The sequence below is a fragment of the Agromyces sp. ISL-38 genome (assembly GCF_018613935.1).
Lineage (GTDB): Bacteria > Actinomycetota > Actinomycetes > Actinomycetales > Microbacteriaceae > Agromyces.
Genome location: NZ_JAGGPF010000015.1, coordinates 91714 through 113994, shown reverse-complemented (window position 1 = coordinate 113994; position 22281 = coordinate 91714). Strand labels below are relative to the sequence as shown.

The 22281-nt window shown below is 68.7% G+C and carries 20 protein-coding genes, 1 tRNA gene and 1 pseudogene; 8 read left to right on the top strand and 14 right to left on the bottom strand.

The features are described from left to right. Positions 1 to 185: 185 nt before the first annotated feature. From J7E25_RS18390 to J7E25_RS16850, 3 genes are all read right to left on the bottom strand, one after another. Positions 186 to 2102 carry a peptidoglycan DD-metalloendopeptidase family protein gene (locus tag J7E25_RS18390; RefSeq protein WP_214871317.1) on the bottom strand — a complete coding sequence of 639 codons (1917 nt, stop codon included), beginning with the start codon at positions 2100 to 2102 and terminating at the stop codon, positions 186 to 188. Positions 2103 to 2293: 191 nt separating this feature from the next. Further along, a complete protein-coding gene (locus tag J7E25_RS16855; RefSeq protein WP_214871316.1) occupies positions 2294 to 3127 on the bottom strand; it encodes an inositol monophosphatase family protein in 834 nt (277 codons plus the stop codon). A 29-nt stretch (positions 3128 to 3156) separates the two neighbouring features. Continuing rightward, the gene (locus J7E25_RS16850) at positions 3157 to 3801 is read right to left on the bottom strand and encodes a TetR/AcrR family transcriptional regulator (RefSeq protein WP_214871315.1); all 645 of its coding nucleotides are present in this window, start codon (positions 3799 to 3801) and stop codon (positions 3157 to 3159) included. A 97-nt stretch (positions 3802 to 3898) separates the two neighbouring features. Here J7E25_RS16850 and J7E25_RS16845 point away from each other — a divergent pair, with 97 nt between their 5' ends. Continuing rightward, a complete protein-coding gene (locus J7E25_RS16845) occupies positions 3899 to 4633 on the top strand; it encodes a DUF998 domain-containing protein (RefSeq protein ID WP_214871314.1) in 735 nt (244 codons plus the stop codon). Between the two features lie 83 nt (positions 4634 to 4716). On the opposite strand, the gene J7E25_RS16840 is transcribed toward J7E25_RS16845, so the two are convergent. The 4 genes from J7E25_RS16840 to J7E25_RS16825 all read right to left on the bottom strand — a co-directional run bounded on the left by J7E25_RS16840 (position 4717) and on the right by J7E25_RS16825 (position 6022). Next, positions 4717 to 4798, bottom strand: a tRNA-Tyr gene (locus J7E25_RS16840). Between the two features lie 72 nt (positions 4799 to 4870). Next, a complete protein-coding gene (locus tag J7E25_RS16835; protein WP_214871313.1) occupies positions 4871 to 5443 on the bottom strand; it encodes a PH domain-containing protein in 573 nt (190 codons plus the stop codon). A gap of 11 nt (positions 5444 to 5454) precedes the next feature. Continuing rightward, positions 5455 to 5622: a hypothetical protein gene (locus tag J7E25_RS16830; RefSeq protein WP_214871332.1), complete on the bottom strand. Its 168-nt coding sequence runs from the start codon at positions 5620 to 5622 to the stop codon at positions 5455 to 5457. Between the two features lie 178 nt (positions 5623 to 5800). Further along, positions 5801 to 6022: an LPXTG cell wall anchor domain-containing protein gene (locus tag J7E25_RS16825; protein WP_214871312.1), complete on the bottom strand. Its 222-nt coding sequence runs from the start codon at positions 6020 to 6022 to the stop codon at positions 5801 to 5803. A gap of 118 nt (positions 6023 to 6140) precedes the next feature. On the opposite strand from J7E25_RS16825, the gene J7E25_RS16820 reads away from it, so the two are divergent. Then, positions 6141 to 7157 (top strand): LacI family DNA-binding transcriptional regulator, encoded by a 1017-nt coding sequence (locus J7E25_RS16820; RefSeq protein ID WP_214871311.1) that lies wholly within the window; start codon positions 6141 to 6143, stop codon positions 7155 to 7157. A gap of 20 nt (positions 7158 to 7177) precedes the next feature. Here J7E25_RS16820 and J7E25_RS16815 read toward each other — a convergent pair whose 3' ends face one another. Beyond that, positions 7178 to 8344 (bottom strand): ROK family transcriptional regulator, encoded by a 1167-nt coding sequence (locus tag J7E25_RS16815; RefSeq protein ID WP_214871310.1) that lies wholly within the window; start codon positions 8342 to 8344, stop codon positions 7178 to 7180. A gap of 142 nt (positions 8345 to 8486) precedes the next feature. Between J7E25_RS16815 and J7E25_RS16810 the strand changes: the two genes are divergently transcribed. The 6 genes from J7E25_RS16810 (at position 8487) to J7E25_RS16785 (ending at position 16222) form a co-directional block, all read left to right on the top strand. Continuing rightward, positions 8487 to 10643 carry an alpha-galactosidase gene (locus J7E25_RS16810; protein WP_214871309.1) on the top strand — a complete coding sequence of 719 codons (2157 nt, stop codon included), beginning with the start codon at positions 8487 to 8489 and terminating at the stop codon, positions 10641 to 10643. A gap of 78 nt (positions 10644 to 10721) precedes the next feature. Further along, positions 10722 to 12038 carry an ABC transporter substrate-binding protein gene (locus J7E25_RS16805; protein ID WP_214871308.1) on the top strand — a complete coding sequence of 439 codons (1317 nt, stop codon included), beginning with the start codon at positions 10722 to 10724 and terminating at the stop codon, positions 12036 to 12038. A 2-nt stretch (positions 12039 to 12040) separates the two neighbouring features. Next, on the top strand, positions 12041 to 12985 hold the full coding sequence (locus tag J7E25_RS16800) for a carbohydrate ABC transporter permease (RefSeq protein WP_251039197.1): 945 nt from the start codon (positions 12041 to 12043) through the stop codon (positions 12983 to 12985). A gap of 38 nt (positions 12986 to 13023) precedes the next feature. Then, on the top strand, positions 13024 to 13923 hold the full coding sequence (locus J7E25_RS16795) for a carbohydrate ABC transporter permease (protein ID WP_214871330.1): 900 nt from the start codon (positions 13024 to 13026) through the stop codon (positions 13921 to 13923). A 73-nt stretch (positions 13924 to 13996) separates the two neighbouring features. Continuing rightward, complete coding sequence (locus J7E25_RS16790) at positions 13997 to 15664, top strand: glycoside hydrolase family 13 protein (RefSeq protein ID WP_214871307.1); 1668 nt, start codon at positions 13997 to 13999, stop codon at positions 15662 to 15664. Positions 15665 to 15733: 69 nt separating this feature from the next. Further along, complete coding sequence (locus J7E25_RS16785; protein ID WP_129519294.1) at positions 15734 to 16222, top strand: YajQ family cyclic di-GMP-binding protein; 489 nt, start codon at positions 15734 to 15736, stop codon at positions 16220 to 16222. Positions 16223 to 16418: 196 nt separating this feature from the next. On the opposite strand, the pseudogene J7E25_RS18035 reads toward J7E25_RS16785, so the two are convergent. The 6 genes and pseudogenes from J7E25_RS18035 to J7E25_RS16755 form a co-directional block, all read right to left on the bottom strand. Continuing rightward, positions 16419 to 16768 (bottom strand): annotated as a pseudogene (locus J7E25_RS18035) (alpha/beta hydrolase); the annotation flags it as partial. 65 nt (positions 16769 to 16833) lie between these two features. After that, the gene (locus tag J7E25_RS16775) at positions 16834 to 17700 is read right to left on the bottom strand and encodes a type II secretion system F family protein (RefSeq protein ID WP_214871305.1); all 867 of its coding nucleotides are present in this window, start codon (positions 17698 to 17700) and stop codon (positions 16834 to 16836) included. 10 nt (positions 17701 to 17710) lie between these two features. Continuing rightward, complete coding sequence (locus tag J7E25_RS16770) at positions 17711 to 18664, bottom strand: type II secretion system F family protein (protein WP_251039195.1); 954 nt, start codon at positions 18662 to 18664, stop codon at positions 17711 to 17713. Further along, positions 18664 to 20133: a CpaF family protein gene (locus J7E25_RS16765; protein ID WP_214871304.1), complete on the bottom strand. Its 1470-nt coding sequence runs from the start codon at positions 20131 to 20133 to the stop codon at positions 18664 to 18666. The genes J7E25_RS16770 and J7E25_RS16765 overlap by 1 nt, the downstream gene beginning before the upstream one ends. Next, the gene (locus tag J7E25_RS16760; RefSeq protein ID WP_214871303.1) at positions 20130 to 21479 is read right to left on the bottom strand and encodes an AAA family ATPase; all 1350 of its coding nucleotides are present in this window, start codon (positions 21477 to 21479) and stop codon (positions 20130 to 20132) included. The genes J7E25_RS16765 and J7E25_RS16760 overlap by 4 nt, the downstream gene beginning before the upstream one ends. Then, the gene (locus J7E25_RS16755) at positions 21476 to 22243 is read right to left on the bottom strand and encodes a Flp pilus assembly protein CpaB (RefSeq protein WP_214871302.1); all 768 of its coding nucleotides are present in this window, start codon (positions 22241 to 22243) and stop codon (positions 21476 to 21478) included. The genes J7E25_RS16760 and J7E25_RS16755 overlap by 4 nt, the downstream gene beginning before the upstream one ends. Positions 22244 to 22281: the final 38 nt, after the last annotated feature.

Sequence of the window (22281 nt, the reverse complement as noted above, 5' to 3'; positions counted from 1 at the left end):
GCCAGCGCCCGCGCGCGGGGGCGAGTGCGGTCAGTGCGGCGGCCAGCGCCCGCGCGCGGGGGCGAGTGCGGTCAGTGCGGCAGCCAGCGCCGCACGCGGCCGTGAGACATCGGCCGGCTGAGGTGAGCGCCACCGGGCGGCCGCCAGGCCGGCTGGCTGCGGTGAACACCGCCGAGGTCGAGGCGTCAGTTCGTGTTCTCGTAGAGCCAGATGAGCGGGTCGATCTTCGTGCCGTCGACGCCGCCGAGGCGGATCTCGAAGTGCAGGTGAGGACCGGTGGACATGCCGGTGTCACCCGTGGTGCCGATGATGTCGCCGACCTTCACCTGGTCGCCGACGTTGAAGCGCATGGAGTCGTACTCCATGTGCGCGTAGACGCTCGTCACGAGCTGCCCGTCGATCATGTGGTCGATCATCATCACGACGCCCAGTGAGCCGCCGCCGTTCTCGGCGACGGCCACGGTGCCGTCGGCGATGGCCTGGATCTCGGCGCCGAGGCCCGGGTTGAAGTCCTGGCCGCCGTGGTTGGTCGAGCAGCCGTAGCAGTCGCGGTAGCCGAAGCGGTCGCCGATGTGCACGCCGACGGCGAACGGCCATTGGATGGTGCCTGCGGGGTTGTTGGTGAACGTCGCCTCGGCGCGAATGCCGGCGGCCTTGGCGTACTCCTCGATCGACTGGGCCTTGTAGCCCTCACGGTCGACGCTCTGCGCGAGCGCGCCGCCCGTGATCTCGACGCGCTGGGCGTCGGGCCCGTCGGTCGTCGCCGCGCTCTCGAGGGCCATGGCCTGCACGTCGGCGGGAGTGAGCAGCGAGAGCGACGGCACGGATGTCGCGACGGCGAGCAGCGCGGCGAAGCTCATCGCGACGACGCTCGCGACACGGGCGCCTCCGCGGCGCCTCCGCGGTGTGGTCGCAGCGGCCGCTGTCGTGGAACGCGCCGGGCGGGTGTTGCGGGTCGACGGGATGCCGGTGTGGTTCGACCGGGGGTCTCGCGGCGCATGACCGCGCGTCGCGTGATCGTTGGTTCGGCGCCCGGAACCGGACGAAGACGAGGATGACGAACGCCGACGCGACTCGGCCTCGAGCAGCGCGGTCGCTTCGCGGTGCGAAGCGCGCCCGGCGTCGACGGCCGGCATCAGGGCCTCCGACGGCATCGCGGCTGCCGACGTCGGCGAAGGTTCTGGCGAACTCATCGCGAAGATGTCGAGCGAGTCGAATCGGCCCGGCGACGCCTGACCGGCCGACTGCACACCGGCAGAGCCGGTGACGGTTGCGGAGATGCCGGCGGATGCCGCAGCCGCCACGTTCGCGGCGACCTCGTGCGCGGCCGGAGTCGGCACCGCGGGCGGCACGAACGGACGCGCGGCGGGCGTCGGCACCGCGGGCGGCACGAACGGACGCGCGGCAGAGGTCGGAGGTGTGACCGGCGTGGTCGGCGCGCCACTGCGACGCGGTCCGGCGGCTCGGGCGGCCTTTTCGGCCTTGCGTTCCGCACGGGTCGGCTTGGAGGCGCGCGCCTTGCGGCCGCTCCTCGCCTCGGTGTTCGCCGAATCGGCCTCATCGACGACGTCGTCGCCGAGCCCGCCGAACAGCGAGTCGAAGGCGTTCGCCTCTGACGCGCGATCGGCTCCGGATCGGGAAACAGCGAAGGCCGAGTCCGGGTCGACTCGAGAGTCGGCCGGCTCGGCCTGGGAGAACCGTGCGGGGGCGGGAGCAGTAGTGCGGCGGGACGGGAGCTCGAAGCCCGGATGGCTCGAGGCATCCGCTCGCCGGTCGGCCCGCGGTGTCGAGGCGGCTTCGGCCGGTGCGCCGGCAGTGATTCCGAAGAGCTCATCGAAGCTCGGCTGCGGTGCGCCTGCACCGGCATCGAAGTTCGGCTGCGGTGCAGGGGGGCCGGCGTTGAGGCCGGCGTCGCGAACGGCACCGGCCGAAGGGAGAGCGCCCGCCTCGGCGACCGACTCGATGCCGCTGTTGCCCGCTGCCTGCCGAGCCTCAGCCGCTTCGCGCTCCCGGAGTTCACGCCGGGTCAGGGGTCGCTCGGGCCGCGGAGAAGCCTGAGTGCCTGGCGTTGAATCGTCGGGCACGAGGGGGGACTCGAGCACGTGTGAAGGACCTTCGGCATAGGGGGCGAGCGGGGGATCTCGGAGGTGTTCATCGCGACATCACGTCGAGATAACGGATTGGTAAAGACTACCCGCTGACCACGACCTTGCCAAGGCGAACGGAGATTTCCAGCAGCCACCCGCGCTGAGAGCGGGGCCATCCGCATCACGGCGCGGAATGCGCCGCGGAATCACGCGTCGAGACCCGCTTCGATGAGCGCCGACGCGAGCTCGTTGTAGAGCCCGGGGGCGGCTGCGATCAGGAGTTCGATGCTCTCGGCACCGCCCCGCGGGCCGCCGATGTGAGCGCCGGCCTCACGCGCGATGAGGGCGCCGGCCGCGTGATCCCACGGGTTCAGGCCGCGCTCGTAGAAGGCGTCGAGCCGCCCGGCGGCGACCCCGCAGAGGTCGAGGGCGGCTGATCCGATGCGGCGGATGTCGCGCACCCGCGGGAGCAACTCGAGGAGCACCTCGGCTTGGGCGCGCCGCCGCTCGGCGGAGTAGGAGAACCCGGTACCGACGAGCGACTGTCCGAGCGAGACATCCGCGTTCACCTGCAGCGTTCGCCCGTCGAGGCGTGCTCCCCCGCCGGCGCTCGCCTCGAAGATCTCGCCCGAGACGGGGTTCACCACGACGCCGGCGAGCGCGCTCCAGCTGCCGGGATCGGCCGGCCCGTCGACGACGGCGATGCTCACCGACCACGCGGGAATGTCGTAGAGGAAGTTGACCGTGCCGTCGATCGGGTCGACGACCCAGTTCAGGCCGCTCGTGCCGACGTGGGTCACGCCCTCCTCGCCGAGGATGCCGTCGTCGGGCCGAGCCTCGAGCACGAGCGAGCGGATCAGCGCCTCGGTGTCGCGGTCGACCGCCGTGACGATGTCGGTCGGCGTCGACTTCGTCGCCGCCACGCTCACGCCGGCGGTCCGCGCGTCGAGCGCGAACTCGGCAGCGCGCATCGCGATGCTGCGAGTGAGCTCGAGCAGGGCGGCGTTGGCGGATGCGTCGGATGTCTCGTGCAGGGTCATCCCCTCACGCTACGCCGCACGCACCGGCCTCACACGCGCGCCCGTCTCGCGCCGACATACGCGCGGAGGAACACGTCGACGCCGCGCTCGGCACGGCGCTCGATCTCCGAGAGGTCGGACTGCTCCTCGAGGAACATCGCCCGATCGAGCGGCGCTCCCATGACCAGGAACGCGAAGTGCTCGGCCGCCTCGTCGGCGTCGTGGAAGTCGAGCACGCCGCGCTCACGGAATCGCTCGAGCGCCTGTGCGATGGTGCGCATGACCCGGCCCGGGGCGCGATCGTAGTAGTCGGCCGCGAGCTCTGGAAATCGCGCGGTCTCGCCGATGAGCAACCGCCTGAGGGGCACGACGCGCCCGCCGAATACGAGGCTCGCGAGCCGCACGCCGATGTCGCGAAGCGCCCCCTCGGGATCGGCGGCCTCGCCGAGCTCCACGGCGATGTCGGTCGAGAAGCGCTCTGCGGTGTCGATGGCGTTGCCGATGATCTCCCGGAAGAGCTGCTCCTTGCCGCCGAAGATGTTGTACACGGTGCGCTTCGAGACCCGCGCCTCTGCGGCGATCTCGTCGACGTTCGCGGCGATGAACCCCCGCCGGAGGAAGTGCGCCGCCGCCGCCTCGAGGATCACGGCGCGCGATCGCTCGATGCGCGGGTCGGTCGAGACCGGGACTTGCATGCGCTGTTCCTCGATTTCTTTTACTCACCAGTGTACTACTGCACTCGCGCGTGCAATAATACACGCATCAGTGCAGTTCATGAATCGGAGGTCGGTCATGTCCGCAACACCCGGCGCAGCTCGCGCCACCGGCGCCAATCGCCGCGAGGGCTTCGACGGCGCAGCCGCCGTGACGCGCTCACTCCTCGGCTGGGGTGTCGTCGTCGGCCCGTTCTACCTGATCGTGAGCCTCGTGCAGGTGCCCTTCAATCCGGGTTTCGACCTGACGCGGCATCCGCTCAGCCTGCTCATGCAAGGCGACATGGGCTGGGTCCAGATGACGAACCTGATCCTCTCGGGTCTCATGGTCATCGCCGCCGCCGTCGGATTCCTGAGGGCGCCCGACCGGCCCCGGGTCACCGGCTGGCTCGTCGCCGTCTACGGCGTGTGCCTCGTGGGCAGCGGCATCTTCCCGCCCGACCCGATGGCCGGCTTCCCAGCCGGCTCGGAGATGGCGACCACGCTCGGCGTGTCGGGCCTCCTGCACTTCGCCTTTGGCGCCGTGGGATTCGTCACGCTCGGCATCGCGGCGATCGCCTACGGCAGCCGCAGCGCTCGCCTCGGCGAGCGAGGGTGGGCGATCGGATGCCGCGTGGCCGGCGCCGTGATCATCCTCGGGTTCTTCGGCGGCGCGGCGCTGTCGGCAGGGCCCGCCGGTGTGGCGTCGCTGTGGCTCACCGTGCTCGTCGGATGGGCCTGGCTCGCAGCGGCATCCGTGCACACCTATCGAACGGTGCCGCACCCTGATGCGGCCCGCCGAGTGGCCGCCGCTCACGACGGCCCGACTCGCTGACCGGCAGGCTCCGGCGGCGCGGCCGAGGTGCCGAGGTGCGCCAGAATCACGAAAGCCCCGGTCGAGGACCGGGGCTTTTCACGTGGCGAGTGAGGGATTCGAACCCCCGAATGCTGAGCAGTCTGATTTACAGTCAGATCCCTTTGGCCGCTTGGGTAACTCGCCGTCGCACCCGACCACGTTCTGCACACGACCGGGGGCCAGTCAAGGATACCCGTCGAGAGGCGTGGCGAGAAATCAGCGCCAGCGAGCGGATGCGCGGCGCCAGCTTCCGTCGGGTGGGCCTGCATGGTCGGCCTTGGACTGGCGGACCGCCCCGCGCAGGCCCGAGCGCTGGATGACCCGCTGGATGGAGCTGCCACGCTCGTCGGGCGAGCCGACATACCGGATCTCGCGAAGCCCCTGGTCTTGGGCTGCGGACTCGAACACGAAGTGGCCGTAGCCGAAGATGCGGCCGACCATCGGCTTTCGAACCGAGATGTCGAGGATTCGCGCGATCGGCATCGTGGCGATGTGCTGCGACAGGATGCCGTGCACGCGGAACACTCGCATGTTGGTGATCACGAAACGGTCCATTCGGGCCTGGAGGATCCGCCACGTCGCGTGGCCGGCCAGCCCGAAGGCGATCACCAGTGGAACCCACCGGGCCTCGGCAGGCACCCAGAACATGATCAGCAGGAACGGCACTGCGGCGGCGAGCTCGAGCATGGGACCGACGATTGCCGCCCAGTGCTTGCGCACCTCGTCGATGATGACTTCGCCCTCGTCTGCGATGAGGTGCCGCTCGACCCGGGGGTCGAATTCGAACAACCTCAAGACGCTCATGTCGCGAGCGAGGAGAAGAACCGGCCCATCGCGTCGGTAGCCGTCCAGACCGCGCCGACGGCGCCTTGCACGGCGTTCGCGGCATCCTCAGGTCGGGAGATCATGTAGAACAGGGCGAAGACCACGACCAGGGCAATGCCGATGCCCTTGACCCACTTCATCACGGTGCTTCCCTTCGATGGCGACGGCGGGCAAGCCGCCCCCGGTGCAAGCCCTGACGCATGCCTTTCTACAGCACGAAAACGCAGCGGGGCAACGCTTGCACCGCGTGGCGCGGCAATCGTCGGTCGAAGTTCTTCCTCGATGTCGGCGGAAAACCGCGGGTGCATCGCCCCGCTCAGGTCAGCTTCGCCGTCGCCGTACGACGCCGACCAGCACCGCGGCGAGGCCCGCCAGCAACGCGACGCCGCCCGCGATGAGCCACGGCATCACGTCGGCGCCGGTCGCCGCGAGTGCCGCCGGCCCGGCAGCGGCAGCGGCCGCGGGTGCGGCGGTGCCTATTGCGGCGAACACGACCAAGGTGGCCGCGATCATTGCGGCGATTCCCCTGCGGCGCTTCGACATGCGTTCATGCTGGCAGACTTCGATTCGGTGCGCCAGAGATCAGCGGCGCGCCCCGCCGCTAGGATTCGAGCGGGGCCCGAACGCGGGAATCGCGCGGGAAACCGAGGGCGAGGAGCACATGGCCGGCATCGAAGAGGTGGCGAAGCTCGCGGGCGTGTCCACCGCGACGGTCTCGCGTGCGCTCAGCGGCCGCGGACACGTGTCGCCCACGGCGAAGGCGAAAGTCGAGGAGGCCGCCGCCCGGCTCGGCTACGTGGTGTCGTCGAATGCGTCGAGCCTCGCGTCGGGTCGCACGCGCAACATCGGCGTGGTCATTCCGTTCCTCAACCGATGGTTCTTCTCGTCAGTGCTCGAGGGCGCCCAGCAGTCGCTCCTCCGGAGCGGCTACGACCTCACCCTCTACAACCTCTCGGGCGACGGCCGTGAGCGCGCGAGCGTGTTCGAGCACTTCCTCATGCGACAGCGGGTCGACGCGGTCATCGCCGTGTCACTCGAGCTCACGGAGCGCGAGGTCACCCGCCTGCACGATCTGGGCAAGCCGCTCGTCGGCGTCGGCGGGCCGATCCCCGGCGTGCGCACGCTCACGATCGACGACGTGGCCGTGGCCCGCCTCGCGACCGAGCACCTCATCGGCCTCGACCACTCGCGCATCGCCCACATCGGCGGCGACCTCGAGTTCGACCTCGACTTCCACCTGCCGACGAACCGGCGCATCGGGTACGAGGCGGCGCTGCGCGACGCGGGCATCGAGGTCGACCAGCGCCTGTTCGCGCCCGCCGACTTCACGATCCGCGGCGGCTACCACGCCGCCAAGCAGCTGCTCGGGGTGCCACACGACCGGCCGACGGCGATCTTCGCGGCATCCGATGAGATGGCCATCGGCTCGATCCTGGCGGCCCGCGACCTCGGCCTCGTGGTGCCGCGCGACGTCTCGATCATCGGCATCGACGACTACGACCTCTCCGACTTCTTCGGCCTCTCGACCGTGGCGCAGTTCCCGCGCCTGCAGGGCGAGAAGGCCGTCGAGATCCTCATGGAGCAGCTCGAGCCCGAAGCGGATGCCCCTGCGCCCGCCGCGACTCCACTGCCCTACGAGTTGCGGGTGCGCTCGAGCACGGCACGACCCACGCAGTAGCGGCTCGAGAGGAGCGGGCGTCAGGCGCTGAGCCGCAATGTCGCGAACGCGTCCTCGATCGCGATCGCCGCGGCACCGCGAGCCCACGACACGAACCCCGCGTCGTCGACGTGCAACTGCAGTCGTGAGGCCTCGGGGTCGCGGTCGGCGGCGAGCGCCTCGCGAGCGGCACCCTCGGCGACCCGCCACAGCCCGATGCCCTCGCCCGAGAGCACGATCGTGTCGACCATCGCGAGATTCGCGATGTACGCGAGCATGCGGCCGAGCGCCCGGCCGGCGGCCGTCGTGATCGAGACGGCGAGCGGATGCCCCGACTCCGCGAGCTCGAGCACCTCGTCATACGTGACCTCACGGCCGAGGGCGATGCCGAGCTGGGCGCAGATGCTGGGGCTGGAGAGCATCGCGGTGGCGCATCCGCGGTGCCCGTCGTAGCAGAGCGGGCCGCTCGCGTCGAGCGGCAGGTGGCCGCCGAGGCCGAGCCCCGAGTCGGGTGTGACGATGACGCGATCGTGCATGACGAGGCCGTAGCCGACGCCTGCGCCGATCGTGACGACGGCGAAGTCCGGCACGCCACGCCCCGCACCGAACCACTGCTCGGCGGTGGTGAGCGCGGTGACGTCGTTCTCGACGGTGACCGGCACTCCGCCGAGCTCACGCTCGAGGAGGTCGGCGAGCGGCACGTCGCGCCACTCGAGGAACGGCGCCCGCTTCACGATGCGCCGCCCGGCCACGTTGCCGCCGATGCTCAGGCCGACGCCGGCGACGTCGGTCAGGTCGCCGGCTCCGGATGCCGCGGCGACCTCGCGCACGACGGCGGCGATCGCCTGGACCACAGCGGCTACGTCGTGCCCACCGAGCGCACGCGCGGCCCGCGCCTGCGCGGTGGCCCGGAGGTCGGTGGCCACGCCGAGGACGTCGTCGCCCGTGACCTTGATGCCGATGAACCGTCGCGCCTCGACGCGCACGTCGAGCGGCTTCGCCGGGCGCCCGATCGCGCCCTTCTGCTCCTCGGCGCCTTCGACGAAGAGCCCGAGATCGAGGAACGGCTTGCTGAGCCGCGTGAGGCTCGCGGGCGAGAGGCCGAGGCGTCGTCCGAGTTCCGCGCGCGAGATGGGGCCGTGGATGAGCACCTCACGCGCGAGCTCGCGCGCGGAACGGCTCGCCTCGGTGGTCGTGGCATCCGTCATCGGGTTCTCTTTCGGCGGGTCATCGTTGGCCTATTTCGTTTCATTGTGACATGAACCGAGCGGCGCAGCGGCGGTCTTCGCCCGGCGGACGCCTGTAAACACTGTCTTGACAGCCGGTTTATTTCTGTCGTAGAAATAACTCATGCAAGGCAGCACCACTGGGCTCTTCCACCTGCGCAATGGAGGCACGAGCGTCATTCTCGACGACCGGCATTCGCCGCTCCCCGCGATCGTCTACTGGGGGGCCGACCAGGGTGATCTCGCCGAGTCCGAGCTCGCGGCGCTCGGCGTAGCCGCACTGCCCCAACGAGTCTCGGGTGGGCTCGACCAGCCCGCCCCGCTCACGCTCATCCCGCAGGAGTCGTCGGGCTGGCTCGCGACCCCGGGGCTCAGCGGCCATCGCGACGGCCGCTCGTTCTCGACCAAGCTCGAGACCACCGCGATCGAGGTCGACGAGGCATCCGGAACCGCGGAGATCACCGCCACGGATGCCGCAGCCGGCCTCGAGGCGACGATCACCGTCGAGGTCACGCCCGCCGGCCTCCTCCGCCAGCGGATCTCCCTCACGAACCGCTCGCCCGAGCCCTATTCGCTCCTCGCGCTCGCGCCGACCTTCCCGCTGCCGCACGATCTCGACGAGCTCTTCGACACGACGGGCCGGCACCTTCGCGAGCGGTCGCCGCAGCGGCATGCCTTCACGATCGGCGGCCACGTGCGCGAGAGCCGGCGCGGCAGGCCCGGCTCCGACGCGAGCCTCCTCCTCGCCGCAGGCCGCTCCGGCTTCGGATTCGAGCGCGGCCTCGTCTATGCCGTGCACACCGCCTGGAGCGGCAACCACCGGTTGCTCGCCGAGCGCACGCCGACCGCCGAGTCCTTCTTCAGTGCGGGAGAGCTCCTCGGCCCCGGCGAGATCCTGCTCGCCGAGGATGAGACCTACACGACGCCCTGGGCGATCGGCTCGTGGGGCGACGGGCTCAACGAGCTGTCGAAGCGATTCCACGACGAGTTGCGTGCCCGCCCGCGGCATCCGCGGCGGGCCCGCCCGGTGACCCTCAACACCTGGGAGGCCGTGTACTTCGACCACGACCTCGGCAAGCTCGGCGAGCTCGCCGAGCTCGCGGCATCCGTCGGAGTCGAACGCTTCGTGCTCGACGACGGCTGGTTCCGCGGCCGACGCGACGACACCGCAGGCCTCGGCGACTGGTTCGTCGACGAGACCGTGTGGCCCTCGGGTCTCGGTCCGCTCATCGAGAAGGTGCAGGGTCTCGGCATGGAGTTCGGCCTCTGGGTCGAGCCCGAGATGATCAACCTCGACAGCGAGCTCGCTCGCGAGCACCCCGACTGGATCCTGCGCGGCCGCGACGAGCTGCCGATTCCCGCCCGGCAGCAGTACGGGCTCGACCTCGCGCACCCCGACGCGTGGTCGTACCTGCTCGAGCGGCTCGACTCGCTCCTCAACGAGTACGACATCGCCTACCTCAAGTGGGATCACAACCGCGACCTGCTCGAGGCCGGCGCCGCCGACACGGGCCGCGCACGCGTTCACGACAACGTCGCGGCGCTCTATCGGCTGCTCGCGGCGCTCAAGCAGCGCCACCCCGAGCTCGAGGTCGAGTCGTGCGCGTCGGGCGGCGCGCGCGTCGACCTCGGCATCCTCGACCACACCGACCGCATCTGGACGAGCGACACCCTCGACCCGATCGAGCGCCTGCAGATCCAGCGCTACACGAGCCTCCTCGTGCCGACCGAGATGATGGGCGCGCACCTCACGAGCCCCGACGTGCACTCGACGCAGCGCTCGGTCTCGCTCGACTTCAGCGCCGGCATCGCCTTCTTCGGCCACCTCGGCATCGAATGGGACCTCGCCGGGCTCGACGCCGAGGGTCTCGCGGCGATCTCCCGCTGGGTGGAACTCCACAAGCGGCACCGCGCGCTCATCCACTCGGGCGCGCTCGTGCACGGCGACACTGCGGATGCCACGAGCGACGTGCGCGGTGTCGTGGCCGCCGACGGGGCATCCGCACTCTTCACCTTCACCCAGGTGTCGACGAGCGTGACGTACCCGCCCGGCCGATTCACCCTCCCCGGGCTCGACCCCGACCGGCGCTACACGCTGCGCATCATCGCCGGAAGCGTCGACGCCGGGCCCGGCCAGTCGCCGCTCGCGTGGGCCCGGCAGCCGATCACGCTCACCGGCCGTCAGCTCGCGACCGCAGGGCTCCAGGCCCCTGTGCTCTTCCCGGCCCAGCTCGTGCTGCTTGAACTCGGCACCCCCGTTCCGGACGACAGCGACGCCTGACCGGCACCACTCGCATCACCGACCACCGGCACCCGGCCACTGGCCACCGACACCACCTCGAGCGCAAGGAGGCGCAACATGACGGACGACACCACCCGCCCGAACAGCCACCGGAGGCGACGCGCGAAGCGACGGCGAACGCTCGTCGCGGCATCCGTCGCCCTCGGCGGCCTCCTGCTCGCCGGCTGCGGGAGCACCGGCGACGGCGACGTCGTGACCCTCGACTTCTTCCAGTTCAAGGGCGAGGCGCTCGCCGACTTCGACGAGATCATCGCCGACTTCGAGGCCGAGAACCCCGACATCAGGGTCGTGCAGAACCAGGTGCCCGACGCCGACACGGCGATCCGCACGCTGCTCGTGAAGAACAAGACCCCCGACGTGATCACGCTGAACGCGTCGGGCAACTTCGGCCAGCTCGCCAAGGCCGGCGTCTTCCACGACTTCACGGGCGACCCCATCCTCGACGACATCAACCCCGCGGTACAGGAGATCCTCGCTGAGCTCGGCACGTTCCACGGCGACGAGGTGAACTCGCTCGGCTACGTCTCGAACGCCGACGGCATCATCTACAACCGCGACATCTTCGCCGAGCAGGGGCTCGAGGTGCCCACCACGTGGGGCGAGCTGATCGACGTCTGCGAGAAGCTGCAGGCTGCGGGCATCACCCCCTTCTACGGCACCCTCACCGACGGGTGGACGACGATGCCGGCGTTCAACGGGCTCGGCGCCTACGCGGCCGAGGGCGGCTTCTTCGACGACCTCCGCGCCGAGGGCGCTGAAGTCGGGCCGGACTCCGAAGTCTCGTTCCAGAAGGACTTCGGCGGCACGCTCGACCGGCTGCAGGAGCTGTACTCGTTCGCGCAGGACGGGTATCGCGGCCGCGGTTACGATGACGGCAATCCCGCGTTCGCCAACGGTGAGTCGGCGATGTACCTGCAGGGCGTCTGGGCACTCGCGCCGATCCTCGACGCGAACCCCGACTTCAACGCCGGCATCTTCCCGTACCCGACGGACGATCCCGACGCCCGCAAGCTGGTCTCGGGCGTCGACGTCACGGTCACCATCGGCCGCGACACCGACAAACTGGAGGCGGCGAAGCGGTTCGTCGCGTACCTGTTCCAGGCGAACGTGATGGACGAGTTCGCGGCATCCCAGAACATGTTCTCGGCACACGTCGACGCACAGCCGAGCGAGAACCCGGCGCTCGCCGAACTCCAGCCGTTCATCGACGAGGGGCGCATCACGGGATTCATCGACCACCAGATCCCGCCGGCCGTGCCGCTGATCCCGACGGTGCAGGAGTTCCTCTTCGACGGCGACGCCGACGGCGCGCTCGCCACCCTCGACAACGAGTGGCGCAAGGTCGCCGCACGCACGACCGTGAGCGGAGACTGATCATGGCAACCACCACCATTCCCGAAGTCACGGGCCGCAGGACACGCAAGGGCGTTTACGACGGCGCCGGCAGCGCGAGGCGAAAGGCGCTCGGACGAGCCGTTCCGGCCTACTACTGGATGGTCGTCCCGGCCATCGTGCTCTTCGCGTTCTTCCATACCCTGCCGGTGCTCATCGGAGTGTTCTTCAGCTTCACGAACTACGCGGGCTACGGCACGTGGGACTTCATCGGCGTCTCGAACTACGTGAACCTGTTCCAGGACGACCGGGCCCTCAGGGCCTACGGGTTCAGCTTCGGATTCGCCATCGTCGCGACGATCCTCACCAACGTGATCTCGCTCGCGATCGCGCTCGGCCTGAACGCGAAGATCGTGGCACGCAACACGTTCCGCGGCATCTACTTCGTGCCGTACGTGCTCGCGATCCTGGTGGTCGGCTACGTGTTCCAGTTCTTCTTCTCGAACTCGCTGCCGAAGCTCTTGCCCTCGATCCCGGTGCTCGCCGACAACATCCTGTCCAACCCCGACTGGGCGTGGGTCGCGATCGTCGCGCTGGCCGTCTGGCAGGCGAGCGCCTTCTCGATCATCATCTACCTCGCGGGCCTGCAGACCATCCCGGGCGAGCTGTACGAGGCGGCATCTCTCGACGGCGCGGGCGCGTGGCGGCAGTTCAGGCGCATCACGTTCCCGCTCATCAGCGCGTTCTTCACGATCAACATGGTGCTGAGCCTCAAGGGATTCCTCCAAGTGTTCGACCACGTCGTCGCGCTGACGAACGGCGGCCCCGGCACCGCGACCGAGTCCATCACGCTGCTCATCTACCGGGGCGGCTTCCAGGGCGGCGAGTTCGGCTACCAGACCGCGAACGCGGTGATCTTCGTGATCGTGATCACGGTGGTCTCGCTCCTCCAATTCCGGGTCCTTCAGCGCAGAGAGGCCGATTTCTGATGACGACCACAGCACCCAGCTCCACCACGACCGCGGGCATGATCGCCCTCGACGACGAGATCGACACCGCCGAGGGTCCTGCGGCCCGTCGTCGGCGCCGCCGCGCCGAGGACCTCGACACCCGCAAGATCAACTGGTGGGCCACCGCGCTCATCGCCGTGTGCTCGATCACCGTGCTGATCCCGCTCTACCTCGCCGTCGTCGTCTCCCTGAAGACGCCCGATGAGCTCGCAGGCGGCACCGGGTTCGAACTGCCGACGACGTGGGCCTGGGCGAACTTCGGCGAGGCTTGGGAACGCACGAACTTCCCGCAGGCGCTCGCGAACACGGCGTTCATCACCGTGGGCGCGGTGCTGCTCACGCTGCTCTCGAACTCGATCGTCTCCTACGCGATCGCCCGGAACATCCACCGGCCGTTCTTCAAGGGCGTGTTCTTCTACCTGCTCGCGGCGCTGTTCATCCCGTTCCCGATCATCATGCTGCCGCTCGTGAAGCAGACGTCGCTGCTCGGGCTCGACAACCAGACCGGGCTGATCATCCTCTACACGGTGTTCGGGCTGTCGCTGAACGTGTTCATCTACACCGCCTACATCCGCTCGATCCCGATCGAGCTCGAGGAGGCGGCGCGCGTCGACGGGGCCAGCACGTGGCGGGTGTTCTGGTCGGTGATCTTCCCGCTGCTCGCGCCGATGAACGCGACGGTCGGCATCCTCACGTGCGTCTGGGCGTGGAACGACTTCATCCTGCCGCTCGTCGTGCTCTCCGACCCCGCCGCCCGCACGCTGCCCCTGGCGCAGTACATCTTCCAAGGGCAGTTCAACACCGATTACACGGTGGCGTTCGCCTCGTACCTCATGGCGATGGCGCCGCTGCTGCTCATCTACGTGTTCGCGCAACGCTGGGTCATCTCCGGCGTGATGCGAGGCTCGATCAAGTGACGGATGCCGCGGGCCGGCCCTCCGCCGGGAGCGCCGGCCCGCGGCATCCGACCGCCCTTCAGAAAGGAACCCTGTGACGTTCACCTCCCAAGCCGAAACCGAGACGATCCTCGCGAAGGATCCGGACTGGTGGCGCCAGGCCGCCGTCTACCAGATCTATCCGCGGAGCTTCGCGGACTCGAACGGCGACGGCATCGGCGACCTTCCGGGAATCACCTCACGAATCCCATACCTCGCCGCGCTCGGCATCGACGCGGTGTGGCTCTCGCCGTTCTACCCGTCGGCCCTCGCCGACGGCGGCTATGACGTCGATGACTACCGCGACGTCGATCCGAAGCTCGGCACGCTCGCCGATTTCGACGAGATGGTCGCGGCGCTCCATGCCGCCGGCATCCGGCTCATCGTCGACATCGTGCCGAACCACTCCTCCGACCGGCACGAGTGGTTCCGCGAGGCGCTCGCGTCGCCGGCGGGCTCCGCCGCGCGCGACCGCTACATCTTCCGTGACGGTATCGGCCCCGACGGCGACCAGCCGCCCAGCGACTGGGAGGGGATGTTCGGCGGCCCGGCGTGGCATCCAGTGGGCGACGGGCAGTTCTACCTGCACCTGTTCGCTCCCGAGCAGCCCGACTTCAACTGGGCCAACCCCGAGGTGCGCGAGGACTTCCTCACGACCCTCAGGTTCTGGTCGGACCGCGGCGTCGACGGCTTCCGTGTCGATGTCGCCCACGGCCTCGCGAAGGACCTCACCCACCCGCTGCCGTCTCGAGCCGAGCTCGCCGACCGGCTGCTCGCCGCCGACGGCAAGCACCCGCTGTGGGACCGCGAGGAGCTCAGCGAGATCTACGCCGAGTGGCGCGCGGTCTTCGACGAGTACGACCCGCCGCGCATCGCGGTCGCAGAGGCGTGGGTCGCGCCGAGCCGACGCCACCGCTACGCGCGGGCGGACAGCCTCGGGCAGGCGTTCAACTTCGACCTGCTTCGCGCCGACTTCGACGCCGACGCGTTCCGGGCGATCATCGCCGACAACCTCGCCGCGGTTCGCGAGACGGGCTCGTCGAACACGTGGGTGTTCTCGAACCACGACGTGGTGCGGCACGCAACCCGGTACGGCTTGCCCGCAGGGGGCGGCGCCGATGGCGAGGTCGGCGCCGCGTGGCTGCTTTCCGGGGGGATCGTGCCCGCGCTCGACGCGTCGCTCGGCCTCCGCCGCGCCCGCGCAGCATCGCTGCTCATGCTCGCCCTTCCCGGCAGCGCCTACCTCTACCAAGGCGAGGAGCTCGGTCTCCCAGAAGTCGCCGAGATCCCCGACCACGACCGCCAGGACCCCACCTTCTTCCGCAACGCCGGTGTCGAGGTCGGTCGCGACGGATGCCGTGTGCCGCTGCCGTGGACGACGACGGGCTCCTCGTTCGGCTTCGGCGACGGCAGCGCGCACTTGCCGCAGCCGGTGTGGTTCGGCGAGTTCTCGGTCGAGGCAGAGGATACCGACCCCGGCTCGACGCTGAACCTGTACCGACGGGCGCTGTGGCTGCGTCGCGACCTGCAGGACGATGAGTCGCTCACGTGGCTCGAGAGCGGCGCGGCCTCCGTGCTCGCGTTCGAGCGACCCGGCGGATGGCGGTCGTTCACGAACTTCGGCTCGACGGCCGCGCGGCTTCCGCACGGCGAAGTGCTGCTCGCGAGCAGCCCGATCGAGGGCGACGTATTGCCGCCGGCGACCACGGTCTGGTTGCGCTGAGGCGGGCGGCGAGCGGATGCCGCGTGCAGGCCCTGCGCGCGGCATCCGCTCGTCGTTACACTTGGCGGCATGGCAGATTCAACGTTCGACATCGTTTCCAAGGTCGACCAGATGGAGGCCGACAACGCGCTCCACCAGGCGCAGAAAGAGGTCGCGCAGCGCTACGACTTCAAGAACGTGGGCGCGTCGATCGAGCAGTCCGGCGACAAGGTGCTGATCAAGGCGAACAGCGAAGAGCGTGCGAAGGCGATCCTCGAGGTATACGAGGCGAAGCTCATCAAGCGCGGCATCTCGCTGCGTTCGCTCGACGCCGGCGAGCCCTTCGCCTCGGGCAAGGAGTACCGCATCGAGACGACGATGAAGGCCGGCATCGACTCCGAGAATGCGAAGAAGATCAACAAGATCATCCGCGACGAGGCACCGAAGAGCGTGAAGAGCCAGATCCAGGGCGACGAGCTCCGCGTCTCATCGAAGAGCCGCGACGACCTGCAGGCGACGATGGCGCTCCTGAAGGGCAAAGACCTCGACGTCGCGCTGCAGTTCGTGAACTTCCGCTGAGCGGCGGATTCTCCACAGCCGCAGCCTGCTCCCCACTCTCCGCCGCAGCCACCACTGCGCAGCTCTCCGCCTGCAGCCACCGCTCCGCAGCGGAGGCCAGCGTTCCGCTGGAGTGACCGAATTCGGTACCTCCTGCGGAACTGGGTCACTCAGCGAGCGGATGCCGCTGCCACTCAGATCAGGATGATGGGCCGCCGATGTAGCCGGGCGCCTGCCACGGGCGCAGGCTGCGACCGTACTTGCGCAGGTCGAGCGCGAAGAACCGGGCCCCGGCGTTCGACCAGAACGCGGCGAGCTCGCGGTTGAAGAAGTAGCCGCTCCAGCCGTGCACGAAGAGCACGTCGGCTCCGGATGCCGCGCCGCGCCGCGAAGGAACCTCGACCAGAACTGCGGCCGATGCCGCACGAGGGTCGCGACGACCTCTCCCTCATCGTCGGTGCCGAGCGGAAGGGTGAGCTGCTCGAACCGCTCGCCGAGCACGTCGGGCCGCCAGCGCTCAAACGTTGCCAGATGGGGCTCTGCCCCCGCGTCGACCGTTTCCTTCATCATGCCCCCCGCCGCTCAGTCCGAGCCTATGAGACAGGACCGGTCGAGCGACGGATGACGCGATGTCAGCTGAACGCCCGCATCAGGCCGATCACGGCGGGGGTCATGATCACGATGAATAGGACGGGGAGGATGCAGAACACGAGCGGGAACACGATCTTCACCGGAACCTTCATCGCCTGCTCCTCGGCGCGTTGCCGGCGCTTGATCCGCATCTCGCCCGCCTGCACCCTCAGCACATCCGCCACGGCGACACCGTAGCTGTCGGCCTGCTGCACCGCTCGCACGAAACGGCGGAGATCCTCGCTGTTGGTGCGCTGCTCGAGCGCGAGGTAGGCATCCCGGCGCGTCCGGCCGATGCTCATGTCCTGCAGGGTTCTGATCAGCTCTTCGGCCAGCGGACCCCGGCCGTTCTGGCCGGCCTTGGCCATCGCCGCGTCGAAGCCGAGCCCCGCCTCGACGGCGATCGTCATCTGGTCGAGCGTGTCGGGAAGCGACCGCTGGATTGCACCCTGCCGGTCGTGTGCGCGACTGTTGATGAGGACATCGGCCGCGAAGAAGGCGAGGGCGGCGGCGCCGGTCGAAAGCAGGAAGCGCATGGGCTGCGGATCGCCGGAGATGAAGAGCACCCCGAGCAGGATCGCCACCGCGGCGAGGATGATCTTCCAGGTGAAGATCTTGGTGACCGTCCATCCGATGGGACGACCCGCCCAGAGGATCTGCCGGTCGATCCACCCCACATAGCCCTTCGGGGCGGCGGCCACGAGGCTCTCGGAGAACGTCGAGCGTTGGACGAGCTCGCCCTCCATGGTGGCGTCATCGACGCCGCCCTCCACCGCCTTCGGCGACCTCCAACCGACGAGGATACCGACGAGCAGGCCGATTCCGACGGCCGTGAGCGCCGCGGCGATGATTCCGATGAATGGGGTCATGAGAGGCTGCCTAGAACTTCACTCGAACGGTCAGGAACATCCAGATCGACCCCACGATCAAGAGGATCACGGCGAAGATCAGAGCGATGATGCCGATGGGATTCGTCAAAAGGGGCTCGAAGTAACTGGGCTGCGTCCAGAGGAGGAAGAAGAACACGCCGATCGGCAGCACGATGAGGATGATGCCCGACAGGCGGCCTTCCGCACTGAGCGCGCTCACCTGCCGTCGAATCTGGTTCCGCTCTCGAATGGTGCTGGCCACCTGGTCGAGCACCTCCGACAGGTTTCCGCCGGCTTCCCGATTGATGGCGATCGCCTGCGCTACCCACATGAAGTCATCGCTCTGCATGCGATCCGCGGTGATGGCGAGGGCATCACCGAGATCGCGGCCGAGCCGCGTCTCGTTCACCACCCGGGTGAACTCCTCGGATGTCGGGGCATCCGTCTCGTGCGAAACCGCATCGATAGCACGCAGGAGGCTGTGCCCTGCCCGGAGCCCACCGGACATTAGCTGGAGCGTGTCATCGAGCTGGAAGCCGAACGTCGATCGTCGTTGGCTGGTGCGCCATACGACGAGGATCTTTGCGCCGATCGGCGCGAGCGCAACGAACACCAGGGCGAGCGGAATCGCCCACAACGATCCGAATGCGATCACCGTGGCGACGAGGGCAAGGACCGCTGCCGCGGAGACGATCATCAGCATGAACCCCGATGGCTGCATCTTGATGCCGGCCTGCTCGAGGCGATGGGATCCGAAGCTGCCGTCCCGGCCGCGGGTGGCGGCGTCGATAGCCGCCGTCGTGCGATCGGTCAGCTTTGTGAGCGCCGAGTCGTCGTGCTCGCCAGGCGCGCTTCGGCGCGACTTGCTGACCCGTGGCGTCGAGGGGAACAGAACGAACAGCACGACGACGAGCATCGCGAGCAAGGCCATGACGATGCCGATGAAGAGGAACGTCGGGTTCATCAGAACTCCCGAATCGGCCGGTATTCGGGCAGGAAGACCGACATCGGAATAGTGATCCCGAGGTCGGCCATGTGCTCCGCGAAGCGCGGCCGCACGCCGGTCGGCGCCGCATGGCCGCGGAACCGGCCGTGCTCATCGATGCCCGCGGCATAGTCGAACGCGAACGCATCCTGGAGGGTCACGATGTCGCCCTCCATGCCCTGCACCTCGGTGACGTGCGTCACGCGCCGAGTGCCGTCCTTGAGCCGGCCGATCTGGATGATGATGTCGATGGCCGAAGCCACCTGCTCCCGGATGGCGCGGAGCGGCAGGTCCATGCCTGCCATGAGGACCAGCGTCTCCATGCGCGCGATCGCGTCGCGGGGCGAGTTCGCGTGGATCGTGGAGATCGATCCTTCGTGGCCGGTGTTCATCGCCTGCAACATGTCGAGGCTCTCGCCACCACGGACCTCGCCGATGACGATGCGATCGGGCCGCATACGGAGGGAGTTCCGCACGAGGTCGCGAATCGAGATCTCGCCGCGACCCTCGATGTTCGGCGGTCGTGACTCGAGGCGCACGACATGATCCTGCTGCAGCTGCAGCTCGACCGCGTCCTCGATCGTGATGATGCGCTCAGTGGAGGGGATGAAAGCCGAGAGCACATTGAGCAGGGTCGTCTTACCCGTGCCCGTACCACCGGAGACCAGGATGTTGAGCTTCGCGCGGACGGCGGCATCGAGGACGGTGGCCATCTCGCGAGTCATCGTCCCGAACGCGATGAGGTCGTCGACCTTGTACGGCGTCCGCGCGAACTTCCGCACGGTGAGTGATGAACCATTGACGGCGAGCGGTGGGATGACGGCGTTCACACGTGAGCCGTCTTCCAGTCTCGCGTCCACGAGCGGCGACGACTCGTCGATGCGGCGGCCGACACGGGACACGATTCGGTCGATCACCCGCCGAAGCTGCGCCTCGCTCGTGAACCGGAGGTGCGATTCGTAGATGCGGCCATCTCGCTCGACGTAGACCTGATCGTGGCGATTGACCATGATCTCAGTGACCGAGTCGTCGTCGAGCAGGGTTTCGAGTGGACCATATCCGAGGACATCGGCGGCGATCTCGTCGATCAGTCGAACCCGCTCGCTCGGCGTCAACGGGATCTGCTCTGCGGCGACGACCTGGGCGAGCTCCGAGCGGGCGAGCGCGTGAAGCTTCTCCTCCGTCATCGACGAGTCGTTCAGCCGTGATCCGATGCGCGCGAAAAGATCTTGGGCGGCTGACTCCTTGAAGGAGGCGAGCGGGTCGACGATGGGCTCCGGCACCGCCAGGAACGAACCCCGGTCGGCATCCTGCTCGGGCGAAGTGATGAGTTCCAGCGAGTCATCGGGTTCGACCGTCGGTTTCACCGTGACCGGTTCGTCAACGGCCCCTGAGGACCGTCCGGGGCGATTTCCGCGTGCGGCGTCGAGTCGTTCGTTGAGCTTCATTCTGCGACCGCCCTTCTATTGGGTCTCTTGCGCCGGGCGTGCGCAGCGGGGTCGATGCGAAGTGCGAGATCGCGCAAGGCGACGGCGGCACCGTCGCGAGCATCGGCGTGCAACAGCGGCACACCCCGATTGCTCGCAAGGAGCACGGCACTGGAGCGGGGAACGACGACGTTCATCTTCGCGCCGACGATTCGCTCGGCGTCTCGCAAGGACAAACCGCTCTGCTTCTCGCTGAAGTTCAGCACGACATGCTTGTTGTTCGGGAGGAGCCCGATCTGCAGGAGCAGTTCGAGCTCCTTCCGCATGGCGCGGAGGCTCGGAACTCCCATATTGGTCACGAAGACCGCGTCCGTGGCGTTCTCGATGACGGCGAGCGTGTGCTCGCCGAGACCAGGGGTGGTGTCGACGATCACGTATCGGAAGATCTGCGCCAGGCTGCGAAGCAGGGCGCCGAGCTGCGGGGCGGTGAGGTCGTCGCCGAGCTCAGGTGAAGCAGTACCCGGCACGACGTAGAAGCCGTCAGCGTGACGGGTCAGGTAGGTCTTGAGCACGAGTTCGTCGCCGGTGGCGGCGGCACTCGCCGCGTCGACGAGCGTGTGCGCTGGGTGCAGGTCGAGAGCGGCCGCGATGTCTCCGAACTGCACGTCCGCGTCCACGAGTACCACCGAGTTCGGGGCGGCGTCGGCGAGGGCGGCAGCGAGGTTGATCGAGATCGTCGTCTTGCCTTGGCCACCCTTCGGCGCGACGACGGCCAGGATCTCGCTCCGAGCGCCTTGAGGTAGGGCGGCCGGGAACAACCACTCGAGTTCGGGTGGCTCGGCCGGTTCGGCGGACGGCGGTCTGACCGCGATGGGCGTGACGACGGCGAGCCCGGCGAGGTCGTCGAACGACGGCGTCGATTCGCGCTCCGGCTCCGGCTCCGGGACCTCGACGGCGAACCCGCCCCAGTCTCCGGCTGCAGTGTCGGTGCCGTAGACCTGGGTGAGCCAGCCCTTCAATCGATCGAAGAGGCGGAGCGCGGTCGCATCGCTGGCATCCGGAGCCAAGACGGCGTGCAGTCGCATTCCATCGACCCAGTCCTCCAGATCGGCGCGCTGCTCTCGCACCACGATGATGCCGACCTCGGGGTACCGCTCGGTGAGGCCGCCGACGAGCTGACGGGTCTCCTCGTAGTTCAGCACCGGGCCGAGCAGGGCGATGTGCGGGGTCTCGGGGATCCGCTCGAGCACCTCATCGGTTCCGAAGGTGAGGTACTGGCCTGGGACCGCAGTCAACTCGGGGCCGAGCAGCGAGGCCAGCCGAGCCTCGTACTCGACACTTCTGCTGATCAGAGCGTAGCGAGTCACGGGAGGATATTGTCGGGGGTTACGAGTTCGGAGCCTTCTTCGCTCGCGCTGGACGGTTCGAGGGTGAGCCAGATGCCGGCGACGTTGTCCTCCTGCATCTCGCGGGCCCACACGACCCGTTCCACGTCGGGAGTGGTCAGGGCGAGGGTCACCATGATGGCCTGGACGGGGCTGCTCTCACTCTTCTCATCGGTTTTCGCGGAATAGGACTCGCCCGCCTGCACCCGGGTGACGAGCACCTTGTGGAGCACGAAGCGCGTTCCAGGTAGCGTCGTCGCAGCGCCCTCTTCGGTGGGCTCGCCCCGCTCCATCTTGTTCGTGACGACGATGCCGACGGTACTGCCGGGCCGGACGGCCCCGCCGACGACCCGCTGCACGTCGAGCGCGACCGTCACCTCCTGCATCCCTTCGGGTACTTCGACGTCCCCTTGTGCCGCGAGAACGGCAGGATCCACGAAGCGAGCCTCGAGCAGTTGCTCGCCGGGCAGCAGTGCCGCCGTGGCGACCAGCCCCTCGAGGTCGGCCAGGTCGGTGACCCGGTCCTTCGGCACCGACAGCGCGGGGAGCTCCTTCTCCGAGACGAAGTCGCCCACGGCAGCGCCCGCGGTTCCCCTCGGAATCGCTTCGTCGACGACGAAGACCTTCACGAACTCCGCGCCGTCAGCGGCGCGGGCGTCCGCGCCGCGGACGTAGCCGACGAGCACGATGGTGCCGATGATGGCCAGCACGAGGGCCAGCACAGCTCCGATGATCCGGGTCTTCATCAGGTGGTTCCTTTGCCTTGGTCGTTCTCAACTGCGTA

Bases quoted from the DNA above. Each gene is read 5' to 3' on its own strand.
- J7E25_RS16855 (WP_214871316.1), bottom strand. From the start codon at position 3,127: ATGACCCTGCACGAGACATCCGACGCATCCGCCAACGCCGCCCTGCTC.
- J7E25_RS16850 (WP_214871315.1), bottom strand. From the start codon at position 3,801: ATGCAAGTCCCGGTCTCGACCGACCCGCGCATCGAGCGATCGCGCGCC.
- J7E25_RS16845 (WP_214871314.1), top strand. From the start codon at position 3,899: ATGTCCGCAACACCCGGCGCAGCTCGCGCCACCGGCGCCAATCGCCGC.
- J7E25_RS16825 (WP_214871312.1), bottom strand. From the start codon at position 6,022: ATGTCGAAGCGCCGCAGGGGAATCGCCGCAATGATCGCGGCCACCTTG.
- J7E25_RS16820 (WP_214871311.1), top strand. From the start codon at position 6,141: ATGGCCGGCATCGAAGAGGTGGCGAAGCTCGCGGGCGTGTCCACCGCG.
- J7E25_RS16815 (WP_214871310.1), bottom strand. From the start codon at position 8,344: ATGACGGATGCCACGACCACCGAGGCGAGCCGTTCCGCGCGCGAGCTC.
- J7E25_RS16810 (WP_214871309.1), top strand. From the start codon at position 8,487: ATGCAAGGCAGCACCACTGGGCTCTTCCACCTGCGCAATGGAGGCACG.
- J7E25_RS16805 (WP_214871308.1), top strand. From the start codon at position 10,722: ATGACGGACGACACCACCCGCCCGAACAGCCACCGGAGGCGACGCGCG.
- J7E25_RS16800 (WP_251039197.1), top strand. From the start codon at position 12,041: ATGGCAACCACCACCATTCCCGAAGTCACGGGCCGCAGGACACGCAAG.
- J7E25_RS16795 (WP_214871330.1), top strand. From the start codon at position 13,024: ATGATCGCCCTCGACGACGAGATCGACACCGCCGAGGGTCCTGCGGCC.
- J7E25_RS16785 (WP_129519294.1), top strand. From the start codon at position 15,734: ATGGCAGATTCAACGTTCGACATCGTTTCCAAGGTCGACCAGATGGAG.
- J7E25_RS16775 (WP_214871305.1), bottom strand. From the start codon at position 17,700: ATGACCCCATTCATCGGAATCATCGCCGCGGCGCTCACGGCCGTCGGA.
- J7E25_RS16770 (WP_251039195.1), bottom strand. From the start codon at position 18,664: ATGAACCCGACGTTCCTCTTCATCGGCATCGTCATGGCCTTGCTCGCG.
- J7E25_RS16765 (WP_214871304.1), bottom strand. From the start codon at position 20,133: ATGAAGCTCAACGAACGACTCGACGCCGCACGCGGAAATCGCCCCGGA.
- J7E25_RS16755 (WP_214871302.1), bottom strand. From the start codon at position 22,243: ATGAAGACCCGGATCATCGGAGCTGTGCTGGCCCTCGTGCTGGCCATC.